Source organism: Kutzneria sp. 744 (genome assembly GCF_000568255.1).
Classification (GTDB): Bacteria; Actinomycetota; Actinomycetes; order Mycobacteriales; family Pseudonocardiaceae; genus Kutzneria.
On sequence record NZ_KK037166.1, the window covers coordinates 10,849,897 to 10,868,087 of the forward strand.

The window sequence follows — 18,191 nt, forward strand, 5'->3', positions numbered from 1 at the left end:
ATTGCACGTGCCACTGGACCCGGACACCCCGCACGTGCCGAGCCTGGCCGGGATCTCCTTCCCCGCAGGGCGATTCGAGCGCGAGATGCGCGACCTGTACGGGATCGTGCCCGACGACCATCCGCTGCCCCGCAGGTTGGTCCGGCACTTCCACTGGCCGCGCGGCTGGTATCCGATGCTGGCCGACGCCGGCGACCCGCCCGCGTTCGGCGACGTCGACGGCCCCTACCCGTTCCGCACCGTCGAAGGCCCCGGCGTGTACGAGATCCCGGTCGGCCCCGTGCACGCCGGCATGATCGAACCCGGCCACTTCCGGTTCTCCGTGGTCGGCGAGACCATCCTCAACCTCAAGGCCCGCCTGTGGTTCGTACACAAGGGCATCGAGAAGCTCTTCCAGGGCCGCCGAGCCGACGCCGGCGTCGAACTGGCCGAGCGGGTCAGCGGCGACACCGCCGTCGGGCACAACCTCGCCTTCTGCCTGGCCGTCGAAGACGCCCTCGGCATCCCCGTGCCACAGGCAGCCCAGCGGTCCCGGGCGATCCTGCTGGAACTGGAACGGCTCTACAACCACGTCACCGACATCGGCGCCCTGTGCAACGACGTCGGCCACAGCATCCTCAACGCCCACGCCCAGCGGATCCGCGAACAACTCCTGCGGGTCAACGACGAGGTCACCGGGCACCGGCTGCTGCGGGGCGCGATCCACCCCGGCCGAACCACTCTCGTGCGGCCGCCCGATCCCGACCTGCTCACGACCATCGGCGCCGACATCGCCGAGGTGGTCGCGCTCGCCCTCGACAACAGCGTGGTCAACGACCGGTTCACCGGCACCGCCGTGCTCGCCGCGACGCAGGCCGCCGACCTGGGCACGCTGGGCTATGTCGCCAGGGCCAGCGGCCTGACAGTGGACGCCCGCCAGGACCATCCGTTCCTGCGCACCGGGTTGCCGCGCACCGTGCACAGTCGGACCGACGGTGATGTGCTGTCCCGGTTCCTGGTCCGCGCCGGGGAGATCCAGGAGTCCATCGCGGCGATCATCGCGCTGCTCCATGACGCCCGCGACCGCGACGAGACACCATCGACGACGACCGCAGGTCCGGTGTCCGGGACAGGCGTCGGGATCGTCGAGGGCTGGCGCGGCACCATCGTGCACCGTGTTGAATTCGCCGCCGACGGCACCCTCACGCGGGTGAAGATCGTCGACCCCAGTTTCTTCAACTGGCCCGCGCTGCCGGTCGCGCTGGCGGACACGATCGTCCCGGACTTCCCCCTGGTCAACAAGAGCTTCAACCTGTCCTACGCCGGCAACGATCTGTAGGGCGGCACCACCGGAGATGGCGACCGAGTCCGGCCCCCGGCCGATCGTGGCGTGCGTGGATGGCTCGACGTGCGCGCGGCACGCGGTGCGGTGGGCCACCGCCGAAGCGGTACGCCGAGGAGTGCCGCTACGACTGGTGCACACGCTCCAGCCGCCTTCGGTCGACCCGCGACGCCATCCCACCTCGATCGGCGAGTACCTGCACGGCCTGGGGTTGCGGTGCGTGTGGGAGGCCGCCGCCACCGTGCACCGGACTGCGCCAACCCTGGAGGTGGACATCCAGGTTCGCCTCGGCGAGCCCTCGACCGAGCTGCTGGCCGAGTCCCACTCAGCCCGCCTGATCGTGGCGGGCGCCCGTGGACTGGGCGGGTTTTCCGGCCTGCGACTGGGGTCCACCGCGCTCGCGTTGGCCACCGCTGCCCACTGCCCGGTGGTCATCGTCCGCAAGCAGCCGCTGGACACCGGGCCTGTGGTCGTCGGCGTCACCGGCTCACCGCTGAGCGATGCCGCCCTCGGGCACGCTTTCGATCAGGCGGCGGCCCGCGCCGAGACACTCATCGCCCTGCACGCCTGGCATCCCCTGCCGTTCGACGTCGATGCCGCAGCTGCGATGGGTATCGGTTGGGCGGACGTGGACGCCGAGCAGCACCACACGCTCGCACGATGGGTGTCGGGCTGGCAGCAGCGGTATCCGCAGGTCCGGGTGACGCGCATGATCGCGACGAAACGGGCCGCCCGCAGCCTGCTCGACCAGGCCCGGATCGCCCAACTGCTCGTCGTCGGCTGCCACGGCCGCAGCCCGCTGACCGGCCTGGTCCTGGGCGCGGCTCCCCGCGCGTTGCTGCATCAGGCGGCGTGTCCGGTCATGGTCGTGCGCGCTGGTCACGGCGGCTGACCGGGGGAGTGGATTTCGGTGTACCCCACATCTCACGCCTGAAGACTTGCGCGTATCTTTAACTGCGCAGACTATGGATTCCTCATGCCGGGTGGGGTACCCGTCGGATACCAACGGAGGGTCGGGGTCGGTGAGTCAGTTCGTCGCGGCGTTGCGCGCCCGAGTCCAGGACGCACAGCAGGCGCTGGAGGCGGCACGGGAGGCCGGACACCCCTACGAGGCGGGGCTGCACTCCGGGCGACTGGCCGACCTTCTCGAACTCGCCCGCCACCACGGCATCGACACCGCTGGCTGGGTGGATCCGGAGATCCTGGCCGTGCTGAGCGAGGAGAACCGGTGACCATCGCGCGAAGCGATCATGGCGCCGCGGCAGCACCGTTGCCACGCGTGGCCGTCCTCGGCGACACGGGCGACGACGACATCGCGCTGCCGCTACCGATTCCCGGCCTGGATGCCGTGGTCCTCCCCTCCGCCGGGGTACAGCAGACACTGCCCACCGACGTCGACGCGGTCTACCTCGCCGGCCTCGACCAGGCCAAGGCCCGCCTTCTGCAGGCCGACCTGTCTACCGCGTGGGGCATTCCCTGCCTCACCAGGGAAGAGCTGACCGCAGTGGCGTTGGCCGCCGAGCTGTTTGCTTCGCTCACTCAGGCGCGCAAGCAGCCAGGCGTGGCCCGGGTGGTGATCGTCGAGTCCACCGCGATCCCCACCCTGTGTCCGCTGCTGGTCGCCGCCGGCGTCGGCGAGATCGCCAGCTGGCATCCCGCCGACGCGCTGGGCTTCCCGCTGCACCGCATCGCGCAGCGCGCTGACGCAGTGCTTGATCCGGTCGGGGGCGGCGTGCCCGTCGTCGAGCCGGGCACCGACCTCGGCGGACCGATCCTGATCGCCGCCGATGATCCCGTACACCCGCTGCTCGCGCTGCCTGGTCTGCTGGGGGCGCTGCTGCAGGCACCGAGCGCACAGCCGGATATCGACGTCTTACTTGCCTGCGCCCAGGCGCTGGCCGCGTGCACCGCGAACGGCCAGCGCCTGCCCGACCCGCTCGATCCGGAACTCACGCCGATGGTGACCCGCCTGGCCGCCCGTGCCCTGGTCACCCACGAGGAGACGCGATGACCACCACCGTCCCGGGTCTGGACCAGGCGCCGACCACCCACCAGCGGCTGCTGGCGTGGGTGCGGGAGGTGGCCGAGCTGACCACGCCCGAGCAGGTGGTGTGGTGCGACGGCTCGGACCAGGAGTGGGACCGGCTCACCACGCAGCTGGTGCGGGCGGGCACCCTGGTGCCGCTGAGGGCCAAGCCGAACTCGTTCTGGTGCGCCTCCGACCCCGCAGATGTCGCGCGGGTCGAGGACCGCACGTTCATCTGCTCGCGGGAGCGCGCCGACGCCGGGCCCACCAACAACTGGATGGACCCGGTCGACATGAAGATCATCATGACCGAGCAGTTCCGGGGCGCGATGCGTGGGCGCACGATGTATGTGGTCCCGTTCTGCATGGGCCCGCTGGGCGATGACAACCCCAAGCTGGGTGTGGAGATCACCGACTCCGCGTACGTGGCGGTGTCGATGCGGGTGATGACCCGTATGGGTGCCGCCGCGTTGGCCGCTTTCCTGGACGACCAGGGTACGGAGCGTGACTTCGTGCCGTGTCTGCACTCGGTGGGCGCCCCGCTGGCCCCCGGCCAGGCTGATGTCCCGTGGCCGTGCGACAACACCAAGTACATCAGCCACTTCCCCGAAGAGCGGACGATCTGGAGCTACGGCTCCGGGTACGGCGGCAACTCGCTGTTGGGCAAGAAGTGCTACTCGCTGCGGATCGCCTCGGTGATGGCCCGCGAGGAGGGCTGGCTGGCCGAGCACATGCTGATCCTCAAACTGACCAGCCCACAGGGCACGGTCCACTTCATCGCCGCCGCGTTCCCGTCGGCCTGCGGCAAGACCAACCTGGCGATGCTGGAGCCGACCATCCCCGGGTGGACGGTGGAGACGCTGGGCGATGACATCGCCTGGATGCGGTTCGGCGAGGACGGCCGCCTGTACGCGGTCAACCCCGAGTTCGGGTTCTTCGGTGTCGCCCCGGGCACCGGGTGGACGACCAACCCGAACGCGATGCGCACCATCGAGAAGGGCAACACCCTGTTCACCAACGTCGCGCTCACCGACGACGGCGACGTGTGGTGGGAGGGCATGGGCGCGCCGCCCGCGCACCTGACCTCGTGGCGTAAACAGGACTGGACGCCCGAGTCCGGTGAGCCCGCCGCGCACCCCAACTCCCGCTACTGCACGCCAATGTCGCAGTGCCCGATCCTGGCGCCGGAGTGGGACGACCCGAACGGCGTGCCGATCTCGGCGATCTTCTTCGGTGGCCGCCGCGCCACGACGGTGCCGTTGGTCACCGAGTCTCGCAGTTGGGAGCACGGCGTGTTCCTGGGCGCCACGCTCTCCAGCGAGACCACCGCCGCCGCAGCCGGCCAGGTCGGTGTGGTGCGCCGGGATCCGATGGCAATGCTGCCGTTCCTCGGCTACCACGTCGGCGACTACCTGCAACACTGGATCGACATGGGCACGCGGACCGACGCCAGCAAGCTGCCCACGATTTTCCACGTCAACTGGTTCCGGCGGGGCGAGGGCAGCCGGTTCCTGTGGCCCGGATTCGGCGAGAACTCCCGTGTCCTGCAGTGGGCCGTCGAGCGCATCGAGGGCACCGCGTCCGCGGTAGTCACTCCGATCGGCTACGTGCCCACCGCAGCGGCACTCGAACTAGCCGGCCTGGACGCACCCCTAGAGGACGTTCAGGCCGCGATCGCGGTCGATGACACCGAGTGGCGGGCCGAACTCCCGCTCATCCGGGAGTGGTTCGACACCATCGGCGACAAGCTGCCTACCGTGCTGCACGACGAGATGCTCGCGCTGACCCGCCGACTCGCCGAGACCCCCTGACCGCTGGCGGGGCGACCCCCGCGCCCCGCCAGCACTCCCCAAGCGTCGCCCTGCCCATCCCCCAGCGATTTTCACCAAGACTCGTGGGCACAGGAGGTAGGCCATGGCCGCTGTCGTACCGCAGCCGATCGCTACGCGTCCCTATCCGACGCGAACGACGGTCAAGGGATCCGCACTGCTGCGGTTGTTCCACACGACCGACCACAAGCAGATCGGAATCATGTACCTGGTCACCTCGTTCGCCTTCTTCATGGTCGGCGGCGCGATGGCCCTGCTCATGCGCACCGAGCTGGCCCAGCCGGGCCTCCAGTTCCTCTCGCAGGAGCAGTTCAACCAGCTGTTCACCATGCACGGCACGATCATGCTGCTGCTGTACGCGACCCCGATCGTGTTCGGCTTCGCCAACTTCGTGCTGCCGCTGCAGATCGGCTCGCCGGACGTCGCCTTCCCGCGGCTCAACGCGTTCGCCTACTGGGCCTACCTGTTCGGCGGCATCATCGTGGTCGCCGGCTTCCTGACCCCGGGCGGCGCCGCCGACTTCGGCTGGTTCGCCTACACCCCGCTGTCGGACATGGTCCACTCGCCTGGCGTCGGCGCGGACATGTGGATCACCGGTCTGATCCTGGCTGGTCTCGGGACGATTCTTGGTGGGGTGAACATGGTGACGACCGTGGTGTGTCTGCGGGCGCCGGGCATGACCATGTTCCGGATGCCGATCTTCACCTGGAACATCATGGTGACCAGCATCCTGGTGTTGATGGTGTTTCCCATTCTGACGGCGGCCCTGTTCGGCCTGCTGGCGGACCGGCACCTGGGCGCGCACGTGTTCGACCCGGCCAACGGCGGCGTCATTCTCTGGCAGCACCTGTTCTGGTTCTTCGGCCATCCCGAGGTCTATATCGTCGCGCTGCCGTTCTTCGGCATCGTGTCCGAGATCTTCCCGGTGTTCAGCCGCAAGCCGCTGTTCGGCTACAAGGGCCTGATCTACGCCACGCTGGGCATCGCGGCCCTGTCGGTGACGGTGTGGGCGCACCACATGTACGCCACCGGCGCCGTGCTGCTGCCGTTCTTCTCGTTCATGACCTTCCTGATCGCGGTCCCGACCGGGGTGAAGTTCTTCAACTGGATCGGCACCATGTGGAAGGGGCAGCTGACCTTCGAGACGCCGATGCTGTTCAGCGTCGGCTTCCTGATCACGTTCCTGTTCGGCGGCCTGACCGGCGTGCTGCTGGCCGCGCCGGCGATCGACTTCCACGTGTCCGACTCGTACTTCGTGGTGGCGCACTTCCATTACGTGCTGTTCGGCACCATCGTGTTCGCCACCTACGCGGGCATCTACTTCTGGTTCCCGAAGATCACCGGCCGGATGCTGGACGAGGGCCTGGGCAAGCTGCACTTCTGGACCACGTTCATCGGCTTCCACACCACGTTCCTGGTGCAGCACTGGCTGGGCGCGGAGGGCATGCCGCGTCGGTACGCGGACTACCTGGCCAGCGACGGTTTCACCACGCTGAACACGATCTCCACCATCGGCGCGTACATCCTGGGCGCGTCCACGCTGCCGTTCCTGTGGAACGTGTTCCGCAGCTACCGCTATGGCGAGGTCGTCGAGGTGGACGACCCGTGGGGCTACTGCAACTCGCTGGAGTGGGCGACCTCCTGCCCGCCGCCGCGGCACAACTTCACCTCGCTGCCGCGGATCCGCTCCGAGCGGCCGGCCTTCGAGCTGCACTACCCGCACATGGTCGAGCGGCTACGCCGAGAAGCCGAAATCGGCGGGCACGCGGACACCCCGGCCGAGATCCGAGCCGAGTAGGACACAATCGCGCCGGATCACCGTCCACACGAACCTCAGTGTGGACCGGTGGTCTCGCGTCGCGGGCGACCACAGTCCAGGCCGTGCTTCCCACTAGCGGCCCGCAACCAGATCCTTCGCGGGCGATGAAGCAGCACGTCTCGTCTGATGTTCCTTTGTAGACGGACATGCGGATGATGGCCCCGTGGTCCTTGCGGACCGCTCGCGGACAGGCGCCGCGCGGTCCTGGCGAGCGAGGCCCCTTGGGGGCAGGGCTTTGTCGTCGCACTGTCCACAAGAGACAGCGATGTATGCGTTGTCGGTGAAGGATGTCCTGCGCGTGGCCCCGCTATGGCGGGGCTGATCGCTGTCGGCTTCACTGTCAAAGTCGACACGAACGGGTGAGTCATTACCTTGTGTCGGAACGGTTATCCCCATGCGAGTGGTCCTATGACCGGGACACCACACCCGGGTTGACTCCGGTAAAACCGCTGATACGCTCGGACCCTTCCAGCGAGTTGGCACTGGAGTCGAACGTGACCACAGCACCCCCAACACCTGGCCATTCACTGGCCGGACGACATGCCGCGCCAGCGGGTGTTCAGTGGCCGAGGGTTGCCGCCACAGCGTCCCGACTTCAACGCCAGTGCGGACAGTCGCGAGTTCGTGCGGTTGCGGCGACGGCTGCGCCGCTTCGTGTTCCCGATGAGCGTCCTGCTCCTGGCCTGGTTCATGACCTACGTGCTGCTGTCGGTCTCTTGCGCACGCCTTTGTGTCCCAGTCGGTATTCGGCCTGGTCAACGTCGGGCTGTTGCTCGGGCTCGCCCAGTGTGGGTCCACGGTGCTGATCACAGTGGCCTACATCCGCTACGCCCGCCGGCGGATCGATCCACACGCGGATCTGATCCGCGCACACTCCGAAGTGGAGCCCAGATGAGCACGATGATCCTCGCGGACAGCACGACGATCGGCAGCCCGCTGGTCAATCTGGGCATCTTCCTGGTGTTCGCCGCGATCACCCTGTACATCGTGTACCGGGTCAGCAGCGGCCACGCGACCGCATCGGACTTCTACGCGGCTGGCAGCGGGTTCACCGGCGCACAGAACGGCATCGCGTTGTCTGGAGACTTCCTGTCGGCGGCGTCGTTCCTGGGCATCGCCGGTGGCATCGCGGTGCACGGCTACGACGGCTTCCTGTACTCGGTGGGCTGGGTGGTGGCCTGGCTGGTCGGGCTGCTGCTGATCGGCGAGCAGTTGCGCAACACCGGCCGGTACACGATCGGCGACCTGATGGCCTACCGGATGCGTCAGCGGCCGGTGCGCGCCGCCTCGGCCGCGTCCACCTTGGTGATCTCGCTTTTCTACATGCTCGCGCAGATGGCCGGCGCGGGCGGTCTGGTGTCCTTGCTGCTGGGCATCCACGACCGGGTCGGGCAGTCGGTGGTGATCGTGGTCGTCGGCGCGATCATGATCTTCTACGTGCTGGTCGGCGGCATGAAGGGCACCACGTGGGTGCAGATCATCAAGGCTGTGTTCCTGTTGGTGTGCTGCAGCCTGATCAGCGTGTTCCTGCTGGGCAAGTTCGGCTTCGACTTCTCGTCCCTGTTGGACAGGGCGACGCAGAACAGCAAGTTCGGCGCCACGCTGCTCAACCCAGGCACCCAATACGGCAGCAACGAACTCGACTTCGTGTCGCTGGCACTGGCGCTGGTGTTGGGCATCTGCAGCCTGCCGCACGTGCTGATGCGCTTCTACACGGTGCCGGACGGCAAGCAGGCGCGGCGCTCGCTGGTGTGGGCGATCTGGGTCGTGTTCGTGTTCTACCTGTGCACGTTGGTGATCGGGTACGGCGCCACCGCGCTGGTCGGCACGGACACGATCCTGCACGCTCCGGGAGGCGAGAACTCCGCCGCGCCGCTGCTGGCCTTCCGTATCGGCGGCACGGTGCTGCTCGGCATCGTCTCCGCAGCCGCGTTCGCGACCATCCTGGCCGTGATCGCCGGTCTGACGCTGGCCGCGTCGGCCTCGTTCGCGCACGACGTGTACGCCAGCATCATCAAGCGCGGCCACGCCGATCCGCGGCGTGAGGTCCGGGTGGCCCGGCTGACCGCGCTGGTCGTCGGCTTCCTGGCGATCGTCGGCGGTATCGCGGCCAACGGTCAGAACGTGGCGTTCCTGGTGGCGCTCGCGCTGGCGATCGCCGCCTCGGCGAACCTGTCGACCATGCTGTACACGTTGTTCTGGCGGCGGTTCAACACTGCGGGAACGCTGGCCAGTATCTATGGCGGGCTGTGCTCGTGCCTGACGCTGATCGTGTTCTCGCCGGTGGTGTCGGGTTCGCCGACCTCGCTGATCCCGTCGGTGGACTTCCACTGGTTCCCGCTGAACAACCCTGGCATCGTGTCCATCCCGTTCTCCTTCCTGTGCGGCTTCGTCGGCACGGTGCTGGGGCGCACGCGTCCTGAGGAAGTGGCCAAGCGCAAGGAGATGGAGGTCCGGGCGCTGACCGGGATCCGCCCCACTACCAACTGAGCTGCATCTGGCATTCTCCGCACGACGCGGGCAGCATGCTGCTCCCGGTCCGGGAGTTCTTCGTGATGCCCGATGATCGAGGAGGTGCACTGTGACTGCCGCGTGGTGTGGAGGCGTTCGTCTAATTAGATGATCACCAGGCCTCGGTCTCGCCGAACTCAAGTTGGTAGTTGCCGAATCTATGGGGAGTGGACCGGTGTCGCTGGCCTTGTAGTGGGTGTGGCGATGGTGGTTGGGCTCGACAACCCGCCGAGCCCAACCGTCGGGCCTCAGCTCGCGCGCGCCGGAAGGGCACCGCCCACGAACAACCAGCCGTGGGAGTCTTCCTGTGCGCGGGTTTGCGTCTGAGGGGCTGCCTGTGTTGCGCGGAAGAGAAGTGTGCGGTCGTCTGTGTCCCGATAGGACACAACCCAGATCCCGTTGGTCAACAGGGCGGTCGACGGATCGGTCACTGTCTTGACCGCGGTGCTGACAGCAGACCACGGCCGGTAGGTGGTGCTGCCTGGGGCGGTAGGACCGGTGTTGTAGATGTATCCGTCGCTTGCTCGTACCACGATCTCCACGGTGCCGCTTGCGGTGAGCACCGCCGATGGCGAGCCAGCGGCAGTGATGCCGGAGATGCTCGTCCAGGACGTCGGCCATGTGCTGTCGCTGTTCTGCCGGATCGTGCGGACGGTGCCCGTGTTGTCCCGGGCGACCACCTGTAGCGAGTCGCCGCGTACCACTGCGGACGCGCTGCCGGTGCCGGTGATCCCGGACAGCGGCGTCCACGCGCTGAGCGTGTTGCCGGTGAAGTCGGCGATGCGGAATGTGCCGGTGGTGTCCAGGGCGATCAGATGGATCGTGTTGCCCTGCACAACGGTGGTGGGTGTGCCGGTCACACTGGAACCGCCGAGGCTGCGCCAGGACGTCAGGACGCCGTTCTTTGCGGTCTGCGGTAGGTACCAGGTCCCCCCGGCACTGTCGATCCCGAAGGCCACGACGGTGCCGTCCGAGGCGTGCGCCAAGGCGGGTGCTGTGGGGAAGTAGCCGCCCGCCTTGGTGAGAGCAGGCCAAGAACCGCTGACTGCGGACTGTGCTGAGCCGCGGGACTCGCCGTCCATGCCGAGCGCGAGCAGTTGAGCGGTGCTGTTGTCGTTGAAGGTGGCCCCGACCCGACCGGTCGAGGACTGGTAACCCGGCAGTGCGGCGAACCGAGCGGAGTTGGGATTGGTCACGTCGGCCTGGTCGCCGGCGACGGTGCTGCCATCGCCGCCGACGTAGAAGTACTCAAGGTGTCCATTGCTGTTGGCGACCAGTGTGGTCGCCTGCTGGGCCTGCGCGGTCACCGTCGGGGGTGTCGGTGTGGTCAGCGGCGTGCGGCAGGTGTCCGGTAACGCCGTGATCTCCCAGGTGGGGTCCCAGCCCCAGCCGAGATTGTTGCCGCCGGCCCAGGAGTTGGTCGAGTCCGTGTAGTGGTACCAGAGCAGGTCGCCGTGCGGGTCGACGGTGTGGCCGTACAGGGTGTCGCCGCCGGGCGAGAACATGCCGCCGAAGAGGTTCCAGCCAGTGCTCAGCACCTTGGCTCGTTCCAGCCACCGTTGTGACGCGGTGTCGTACTGGTACCGGTAGAGCTGTCCGCCGTTGACGCTGGGATCCCGGGCGTAGATCGTGCCGGCGCCGGCCGCCTGGATGAGGTCGTAGTTGCCCCAGTTCGTGTCGATCTGCTGCTCGACGAAGCTGCCCGCGGCGGCGTCGTAGTGGGCGACGTGCAGGCCTCCGTCGCGGGGGACCTCGTAGAGGTCGCCCTTGGCGTCCATCGTGATGCGGTTGTGGAACTGGGGGGCGTCCCAGCCGGTCCAGCCGTGCGCGAGGGTCTCGAACTGGCTGCCGCCGGTCGAGTCCCAGCCCGACCCGTTCCAGTGGTAGCGCCGGAAGTCGCCATTGGGCTGGATGTTGTAGACGTACCCGTTCGAACTGCCCAACAGTTTGCCGCCGTTCGGGCCGCCCACGTCGGCCGAGGAATCCCAGGTGGATGTTCCGCCAACGGGATCCGTGTGCTTGTACAGCCTGGTTATGCCGTTGGGTAGGGCGGCGAAAATCTGGGTGCCCCCCGTGCAGCTAGTTGTCGAATCCGCGTGCGAATATCCAGCTGGCAGGATTGCTGACATCGCGATTGTTGTGGCGACAATTGTTGCTGTAGGTCTGAAGTTGCTGGTTCTCAAAGCTCCCCCGTCCCCCTTGTTTTGCCTGGTTGCAGTCGTGGCACACGTGGCGGTGGCTGACCGTACAGCATTGCTGTGACGTGTCTATGACGTGCTTCTGGCGGTGGCCGTGTTACGTAATCTGGATCGCATTCGGGTTACTTCGACTGCCTGCTTGACGGGCGGTAAAAGGCGTGTTAAGTGAAATTTCACCTTGCCTTTACGGTTGTTCTTGGCGCATCCTGTTCGCGCGTCATCTCGGTGCGCACCTTCATGGGGGAGGAATTTCGGTGGCTTCTGCCGGTGTCAGACGCGCGCGTGGGCGTCGGGTTCGTAGCATGGTCGGCCTTCTCGTGGTCGTATTTGTGGTCGGCGTGTTTGGGCCGACCGCTTCACAGGTCACGCCGCCGCTGTTCGGCGACCTGCACGCGCTGGCGGACGCGTTGTCCCTGGCGCCGAAGCAGCGCTGGGGTTCGGCCGACGACGCCGCGGTCCAGCAACCGGGTGAGCACGGGCACGTGGTCGCCACCACGGCCGGCAACCAACAGGCCGCTCGTGGCCTGCGTGCCGACTACCCGTCGATGAAGTTCCCTGCGGCCAAGCCGAAGCCCAACACCGCGAGCGTCAGCACAGGCCCGAACGCCGTGCGCGGGTTCGATCCGAAGACCAGCAAGGAAGTCCCGAACGAGCGCGGCCGGTTCCAGTCCACGTACCGCAACACCGACGGCACGGAGACAACCGAGTTCAGCAAGGACCCCGTCAACTACCGCAAGCCCGACGGCACTTGGCAGCCGATCGACACGACGCTCGTGCCCGACAATGGCGGCTGGCGCAATGGTTCCGACGAGGTCGCCGCGCGTTTTGCCGGCTACGCGGGTGGCAGTGGCATGGTCAGCTTCGGCCTCGACGGCGACCACGTGTTCGGCTACGGACTCGACGGCGCGCGGACGGTCGCCGGTCAGGCGCAGGGCAGCACCGTCACCTACCCCGGCGTGCTCGCCGACACCGACCTGCGGCTGGACGTGCAGCCCGGCGGCATCAAGGAATCCCTCGTGCTGGCCTCGTCAAACGCCCCACACAGCTTCCTGTTCCCGCTGCAGCTCAAGGGATTGACCGCCGAGTTGCTCGACGGCCGCGTCGCGCTGGTCGACGCCACGGGCAAGGAGCGCGCCAGCATCCCGGCCGGCTCCATGTCCGACGCCAGTCGCAACCCGCACACCGGCGACCCCGCCACCTCCACCGGCGTGACCTACCACCTGGTGCCCGGCGGTCTGCGAGTCGACCTCGACCAGAGCTGGCTCGCCGACCCCGCCCGCAAGTACCCGGTGGTGGTCGACCCAACCGTGGCCAGCCCCAACGCCAGCGCCTCGATGTACGTGCAGAACGGGTCCCAGAACGACGGCAGCACCGAGCTGAAGACCGGCTACGACGGCGACGACAACATCCACACCGCCACGTACCTGAAGTTCGACGGCATCGAAAACGTCCTGCGCAACCACAAGATCTTCGGCGCCAAGCTGTACATCGTCAACGACTGGTCCTGGTCGTGCGTTCCCAGCCCGGTCTACATCCACGCCGTCACAGCGCCGTGGACCGGTGGCGGATACCCCGGGCCCGCCTTCGGCCCCGAGCTGTCCGAGGCGTCCTTCGCACACGGATACATCGCCTCCGGCCACACCAAGTCCGACTGCCCGGTCGCCGGCGAGGGCATCGACCTCGGCCCGGCCGGACGCGACGTGGTCCAGGCGTGGGTCAACGGCACCATGCACAACTACGGCCTGACCGTCCGCGGCTCCGCTACCGACAGCAACGGCTGGAAGAAGTTCACCGGCGCCGGCACGGCCAACCCGCCCAAGCTGTTCGTCACCCACACGCCGTTCAACGCCGACTACAACATCACGCAGCCGGTGCCGGACCCGCCGGTCACTCGCACGCAGAGCGGCAAGATCAAGATCACGGTTACCAACCGGGGCGCCGACACCTGGACCCAGGCCGGCTACGCGCTGGGCTACCGCGTGTACGCCGCCGGCGGTGGCTTGGTCGCGATGAAGGAAGCGGCGCAGCTTCCCGGCGACGTGGCGCGTGGACAGTCCGTCAGCCTCGACGCCACCATCCAGGCACTGGATCCAGGCGACTACTACCTCGACTTCAGCATGTTTCAACGAGGCGGACCCTACTTCACCGACGAGCAAATACCGCCGGCCCGGCTCGTGTTGGGTGTGCGCAACATCCCGCCCGCCATCAGCGCTCAGTATCCGCCCAACGGTTACTCCTCACCCACGCTGATCCCGCAGTTGTGGGCGCACGGCGTGAAGATCGATGCAGCGCCAGGCAGTTCGCTGCAGTACCGGTTCGAGGTGTGCGAGCGCGACAGCGCCAACAACCCGGTCAACTGCTTCGACTCGGGCCACATCTCCTCGGACACGTGGACCGTGCCGGCCGGGAAGCTGGTGTGGAGCAAGACCTATCTCTGGCGCGTCTTCGCCTTCGACGGCACCGACGAGAGCCCGGCCCTGCCGGAGAGCACGCTGTTCGAGTCGGTGCCGCAGCCCGAGATCACCTCACACCTGGGCAATGCGCCGTACAGCACCGACAGCAACGACTTCGATCCACAGGTAGGCAACTTCTACCGCAGCGCGGTGGACGCCACGCTGGCGATCGGCGGTCCATCCATCTCCGTCGCCCGCACGTACAACAGCCTCGACCCGCGTCGCGGTCTGGCCTTCGGAGAGGGCTGGGCGACCCAGTACGACATGTCCGTGGTGCCCGACGCCGACGGCTCCGGCAACGTGGTGGTCACCTACCCGGACGGGCAGCAGGTGCGGTTCGGCCACAACCCGGACGGCAGCTTCGCCGCGCCGGAAGGGCGCTACGCGCTGCTCACCCATCCCAACGACCAGGTTTGGGATCTCGTCGACAAGTCGGGAAGCAAGTACGAGGTCAACGGCGGTCACCTGACGTCCATCACGGACAGTCGGGGGCAGGCGGTGGTGCTGGACTACACCAACGGACGACTCAGCTCCGTGCATCAGCCGGCGCTGCTCGGCCGGACGGCGCAGGGCATCTCCTTCGCCTGGACCGGTTCCCACGTGACGTCGGTGACGACGAGTCCGGGTGGCGGCACGTCGCTGACGTGGCGGTACAGCTATGACGGCGACAAGCTGACCAAGGTGTGCGATCCGCTTGGCGGCTGCACGACCTACGGCTACGAACCGGGCACGCACTACCGCAGCGCCGTGCTGGACACCAAGCCCGATTCCTACTGGCGCCTCGGCGAGTCCGCCGGATCCGACGCGACCAGCCAGGTGGCCATCAACCTGGGCAGCGACAAGGCCAAATACAAGGACGTGACGCTGGGCGCGCCCGGTCCGACCGCTGCGTCGTCGGCCGCGACGTTCAACGGGACCTCCTCCGCCGTCACGCTGCCGGACGGCACTCTGCGCAAGAACCGCAACATGGCGATCGAACTGTGGTTCCGAACCACTAAGCTTGAGATTTAACCCTCAATGTCTGTTTTTTTGGGCTTGCCGGGGTCGTGTACCGGGGCTTGGCGGGAGTTTCGTGACCCTGTCGGACGTCCAGGACCGGGCCGGGAGAATTTCGGTGCGCTGGCAGGCAAAGCGGCCGTCGGGCGAACCGCGCGAAAACCTCGCCGGACCCGGGTCGGGGACAACCGGGCAGGTGTTGCCGACTTTCGCTCCCAGGGACGCCGTCGATCTTCCACGAGGTGACGGGCCAGCCGAAGCTGGGTGTAGACCGCGATCATCAGCCAGGTCCATCGATCCGCGGCTCCGGGCGTACGGACGCGAGGCGTGGTCCAGCCCAGAGTTTGTTTGAGGAAACGGAAAGTGTGCTCCAGGTCGAAGCGCCGCAGGAACATCTGCCACAGCCGATCCACCTGCCCTGCGGTTGCCGCGGTCGTGGAGTGCCACAGCCACAACGGTTTCGGGGTGCCGGTGCCGGGTAGCCGGTCGACCTGGAGCCGGATCACCGTGCCTTCCATGATCGGCAGGTGGCCGGCGTGGTCGGCCCAGGCGCCCGTGCGGGTCAGCTTGGGGTGCAACCGATCCCAGGAGCGAGCGTGGGCGGCGCCGTAGCGGGTGGTGTCGGTCGTCGTGGTGCGCACGGGGGCCGGCCAGGTCGCCGGATCAGCGAACACGAACCGGGCTCCGTGCCGGGTGCTGCGGCCTCGGGCGCCGGGCTGCCGTGGCGGCGCGGGGAAGGCAAGCACCCGGTCGGACCGTAGTCGCACCAGCACCTGGACCGGGAGGTCGGCCAGCAGGAATGCCAGGCGGGGACCGTCATAGCCGCTGTCGCCGGTGATCCAGATCTCTGGATCGCCGGCGTGCCAGTGTCCGGCGGTGACCAGCGCGTCCACCACGGCGCGGAGTTGGGTGGCGGCCAGGTCGGTGTGGTCATCGTCGGGACGCACGCGCGTCACGTCGAGCATCGCCGTCCACGAGGTGCGGCCGGGTTCCAGGGCGGCGACGAAGGAGTAGGGCCAGCCGGGGATGATCTGGGCTTGGCCGCGACCGCGTGCGTAGGTGTGGCAGAACAGCCGCTCCGGGCTGGTGTTCGCATCCGGGCGTAGCCAGTGGCTCACGTCGATGGCCAACACGATCCGGCCGTCGTCGCAGCGGGGGATCGACTGGCGGGCGACAACGTTGCGGAATCGGGTGATGTCGATCTTGCCCTGGCGCAGGCCGTCGTACAGGGTGCCGTGGCCCCGTCGGTGTTCGGTGGCCAGTGATAACTCGACCAGCGAGGTGACCGGTCCCTCGGCGCACAGTGCCGCGTCGGCCAACTCGAACAACGCGTCCGCCCGTGCGGTCAGACACTGGTAGAACGCCTTACGGAACCCGGACAGGTCCCCCAGCACAGCGGTGGCGTTGGTGTGGTGCACACTGATCATCGAAGCCCTTGGTGTGATCTTCCGACTGTCGCAGGAAGGAATGATCAACCAAGGGCTTCATCCATGATTAACCGGGTGCCGTCGTGGGCACACCAACCTTAAATCTCTAGCTAAGCCTCGGCGGCCGCCAGCCGGCGAAACCCTTGACGGTGACCATGCCCGCCCCCGGCCAACCACCGGCGGGCAACGCCGCAGTCCTGATCACCCGCCCATCCGGGGCCACGGACACCCAGCTGATCCCGGCCGACTACTCGCCCAGCGCCCACACCATCAGCGCGCAGGTAAACCACCTCAGCGACTTCTGGTCCGCGTTTCTCGACTTCACAAAAGTCGGTGCCGCCATCGCCCACGCCCTGGCACAGATGACCGGGCTCGTTGGAACGCGCCCCGACTGCGCGGGAGCGTCGGCACCAGGGCTCGCGGGCTCGACACTGTCCTTCAGCGGCGACTACTCGGCGAAGGCCGACCCTGCAGCCTGGCCGTGCGTCAGAATGGACAACGGCAGCGCCGCCGTCACCTTGACCAGCAACTCGCCCCTGCCGTGGCGCATCCGTGTCGCACCAACAGCCACGCTCGATGCGACTGGAACCACCGACCTCGGCAAGGCCGCCATCCTCGCGGTCTACGACGCTCTCGCCACCAGCCGGCCACATACCGAAGGCCTGCTTGTCCGGGGCCAGTCGGTCACCTACCGATTCGCCGCCGTCAGCCTGCCTGCGACGGTACAGGGACAGGCCGACCCGGGCTTCTACCTCGGCATGGTGTTGGTTTTCGGCTTGCAGGAGGCAATGGACGCGTTCGGCATCGATCTCGGCGACCTCTCGAAGGACGCCGATGCGCTGTCCTGCTTGTCGGACGCCATCGACGCCACCGGGCTGGCCGCCCACCCCGACCTTGGCGCGATCGTGTCCTTGGGCAAGGCCGTACTATCCTGCCTGGGCCCCGTGGCCGGGGATCACGAACCCGGGCCGGTCAAGGTCGTGGTGGGGATTCTGGGTAGTGGGCTGTCGCTAGCCCTCGGCGGCGTCGAAGGCGCCTTGCTGAGCGCTCTGAACAAGGACACTTTCACGATCGGGCTGCGCCGGGTCGATCCGCCGCCGTCTGCGACACGGGTGGTTAATATCGTGGCCGCAGATCGTGCCGGCGCGCCGGCCGCGGGCTATGGGGTCACGTCGCAGAACGACGAGGTCTTCGACTGTTATCCCTCACCGGCAGCTGTCGGGCCCGACATTGTCGCCTGTGGACCGTCAGCGGCCGAAGCAGACATCTGCTGGGTGAACCCTAATCGCGTCACGCTGCTGTGCGGTGACCAACCCTGGGCGCACACTCTTCGTCAAGCAACGTCATCGACACTGATCGGGTCGATCACGGCGACGTCGCATCCCGATCCATGGGGGCTGGAGCTGTCCGATGGCGCCAAGTGCCGGATATGTCGGCGCTCACGAAAATCACCATTTGATCTTGGTCGCGCTCACGTAATCCACCAGGCCGGGCGGTCGTCGCTCAGGTAATCCACCAGGGCGACGACGTACCCGGCTTCGGGCTGGTCCTCCACCGGAATAGATGCTTCCGCCCACTGTGGACAGTGGGAGAGGGAGCCGATGGGCAGGA

Annotated in this window: 12 protein-coding genes and 1 pseudogene; 11 read left to right on the forward strand and 2 right to left on the reverse strand. The window is 67.5% G+C overall.

Annotation, left to right across the window (positions count from 1 at the left end):
• The 9 genes and pseudogenes from KUTG_RS49150 to KUTG_RS49185 all read left to right on the forward strand — a co-directional run.
• Positions 1-1,318, forward strand: a 1,318-nt coding sequence (locus tag KUTG_RS49150) for a hydrogenase large subunit (protein WP_043726863.1), incomplete at its 5' end; no start/stop codon positions are given.
• 16 nt (positions 1,319-1,334) lie between these two features.
• Positions 1,335-2,213, forward strand: coding sequence for a universal stress protein (locus tag KUTG_RS49155; RefSeq protein WP_043726864.1), 879 nt, complete (start codon positions 1,335-1,337; stop codon positions 2,211-2,213).
• A gap of 130 nt (positions 2,214-2,343) precedes the next feature.
• Positions 2,344-2,553, forward strand: coding sequence for a hypothetical protein (locus tag KUTG_RS49160; protein WP_043726866.1), 210 nt, complete (start codon positions 2,344-2,346; stop codon positions 2,551-2,553).
• Positions 2,550-3,332 carry a hypothetical protein gene (locus KUTG_RS49165; protein WP_157495357.1) on the forward strand — a complete coding sequence of 261 codons (783 nt, stop codon included), beginning with the start codon at positions 2,550-2,552 and terminating at the stop codon, positions 3,330-3,332. The genes KUTG_RS49160 and KUTG_RS49165 overlap by 4 nt, the downstream gene beginning before the upstream one ends.
• Positions 3,329-5,158, forward strand: coding sequence for a phosphoenolpyruvate carboxykinase (GTP) (locus tag KUTG_RS49170; protein ID WP_043726868.1), 1,830 nt, complete (start codon positions 3,329-3,331; stop codon positions 5,156-5,158). Before KUTG_RS49165 ends, KUTG_RS49170 begins: the two co-directional genes overlap by 4 nt.
• A 103-nt stretch (positions 5,159-5,261) precedes the next feature.
• Entirely contained in the window at positions 5,262-6,974 is a 1,713-nt protein-coding gene (gene ctaD, locus KUTG_RS49175) for an aa3-type cytochrome oxidase subunit I (protein WP_052396361.1), read from the forward strand.
• 561 nt (positions 6,975-7,535) lie between these two features.
• Positions 7,536-7,661: pseudogene (locus KUTG_RS65605) on the forward strand (hypothetical protein); the annotation flags it as partial.
• Positions 7,662-7,725: 64 nt separating this feature from the next.
• Positions 7,726-7,890, forward strand: coding sequence for a DUF485 domain-containing protein (locus tag KUTG_RS55655; RefSeq protein ID WP_255361061.1), 165 nt, complete (start codon positions 7,726-7,728; stop codon positions 7,888-7,890).
• Between the two features lie 5 nt (positions 7,891-7,895).
• Positions 7,896-9,485: a solute symporter family protein gene (locus tag KUTG_RS49185; protein ID WP_369794686.1), complete on the forward strand. Its 1,590-nt coding sequence runs from the start codon at positions 7,896-7,898 to the stop codon at positions 9,483-9,485.
• A 269-nt stretch (positions 9,486-9,754) separates the two neighbouring features.
• On the opposite strand, the gene KUTG_RS49190 is transcribed toward KUTG_RS49185, so the two are convergent.
• Positions 9,755-11,635 (reverse strand): tachylectin-related carbohydrate-binding protein, encoded by a 1,881-nt coding sequence (locus KUTG_RS49190; RefSeq protein WP_084580761.1) that lies wholly within the window; start codon positions 11,633-11,635, stop codon positions 9,755-9,757.
• 371 nt (positions 11,636-12,006) lie between these two features.
• Here KUTG_RS49190 and KUTG_RS49195 point away from each other — a divergent pair, with 371 nt between their 5' ends.
• Entirely contained in the window at positions 12,007-15,168 is a 3,162-nt protein-coding gene (locus KUTG_RS49195) for a DNRLRE domain-containing protein (RefSeq protein WP_157495358.1), read from the forward strand.
• Here the strand turns inward: KUTG_RS49195 and KUTG_RS49200 are convergent.
• Positions 15,165-16,580: an NF041680 family putative transposase gene (locus tag KUTG_RS49200; protein WP_043726873.1), complete on the reverse strand. Its 1,416-nt coding sequence runs from the start codon at positions 16,578-16,580 to the stop codon at positions 15,165-15,167. The two genes, KUTG_RS49195 and KUTG_RS49200, sit on opposite strands and share 4 nt — an antisense overlap.
• A 149-nt stretch (positions 16,581-16,729) precedes the next feature.
• Here KUTG_RS49200 and KUTG_RS55000 point away from each other — a divergent pair, with 149 nt between their 5' ends.
• Entirely contained in the window at positions 16,730-18,091 is a 1,362-nt protein-coding gene (locus KUTG_RS55000; RefSeq protein ID WP_157495359.1) for a hypothetical protein, read from the forward strand.
• The last annotated feature ends 100 nt before the right edge of the window (positions 18,092-18,191 follow it).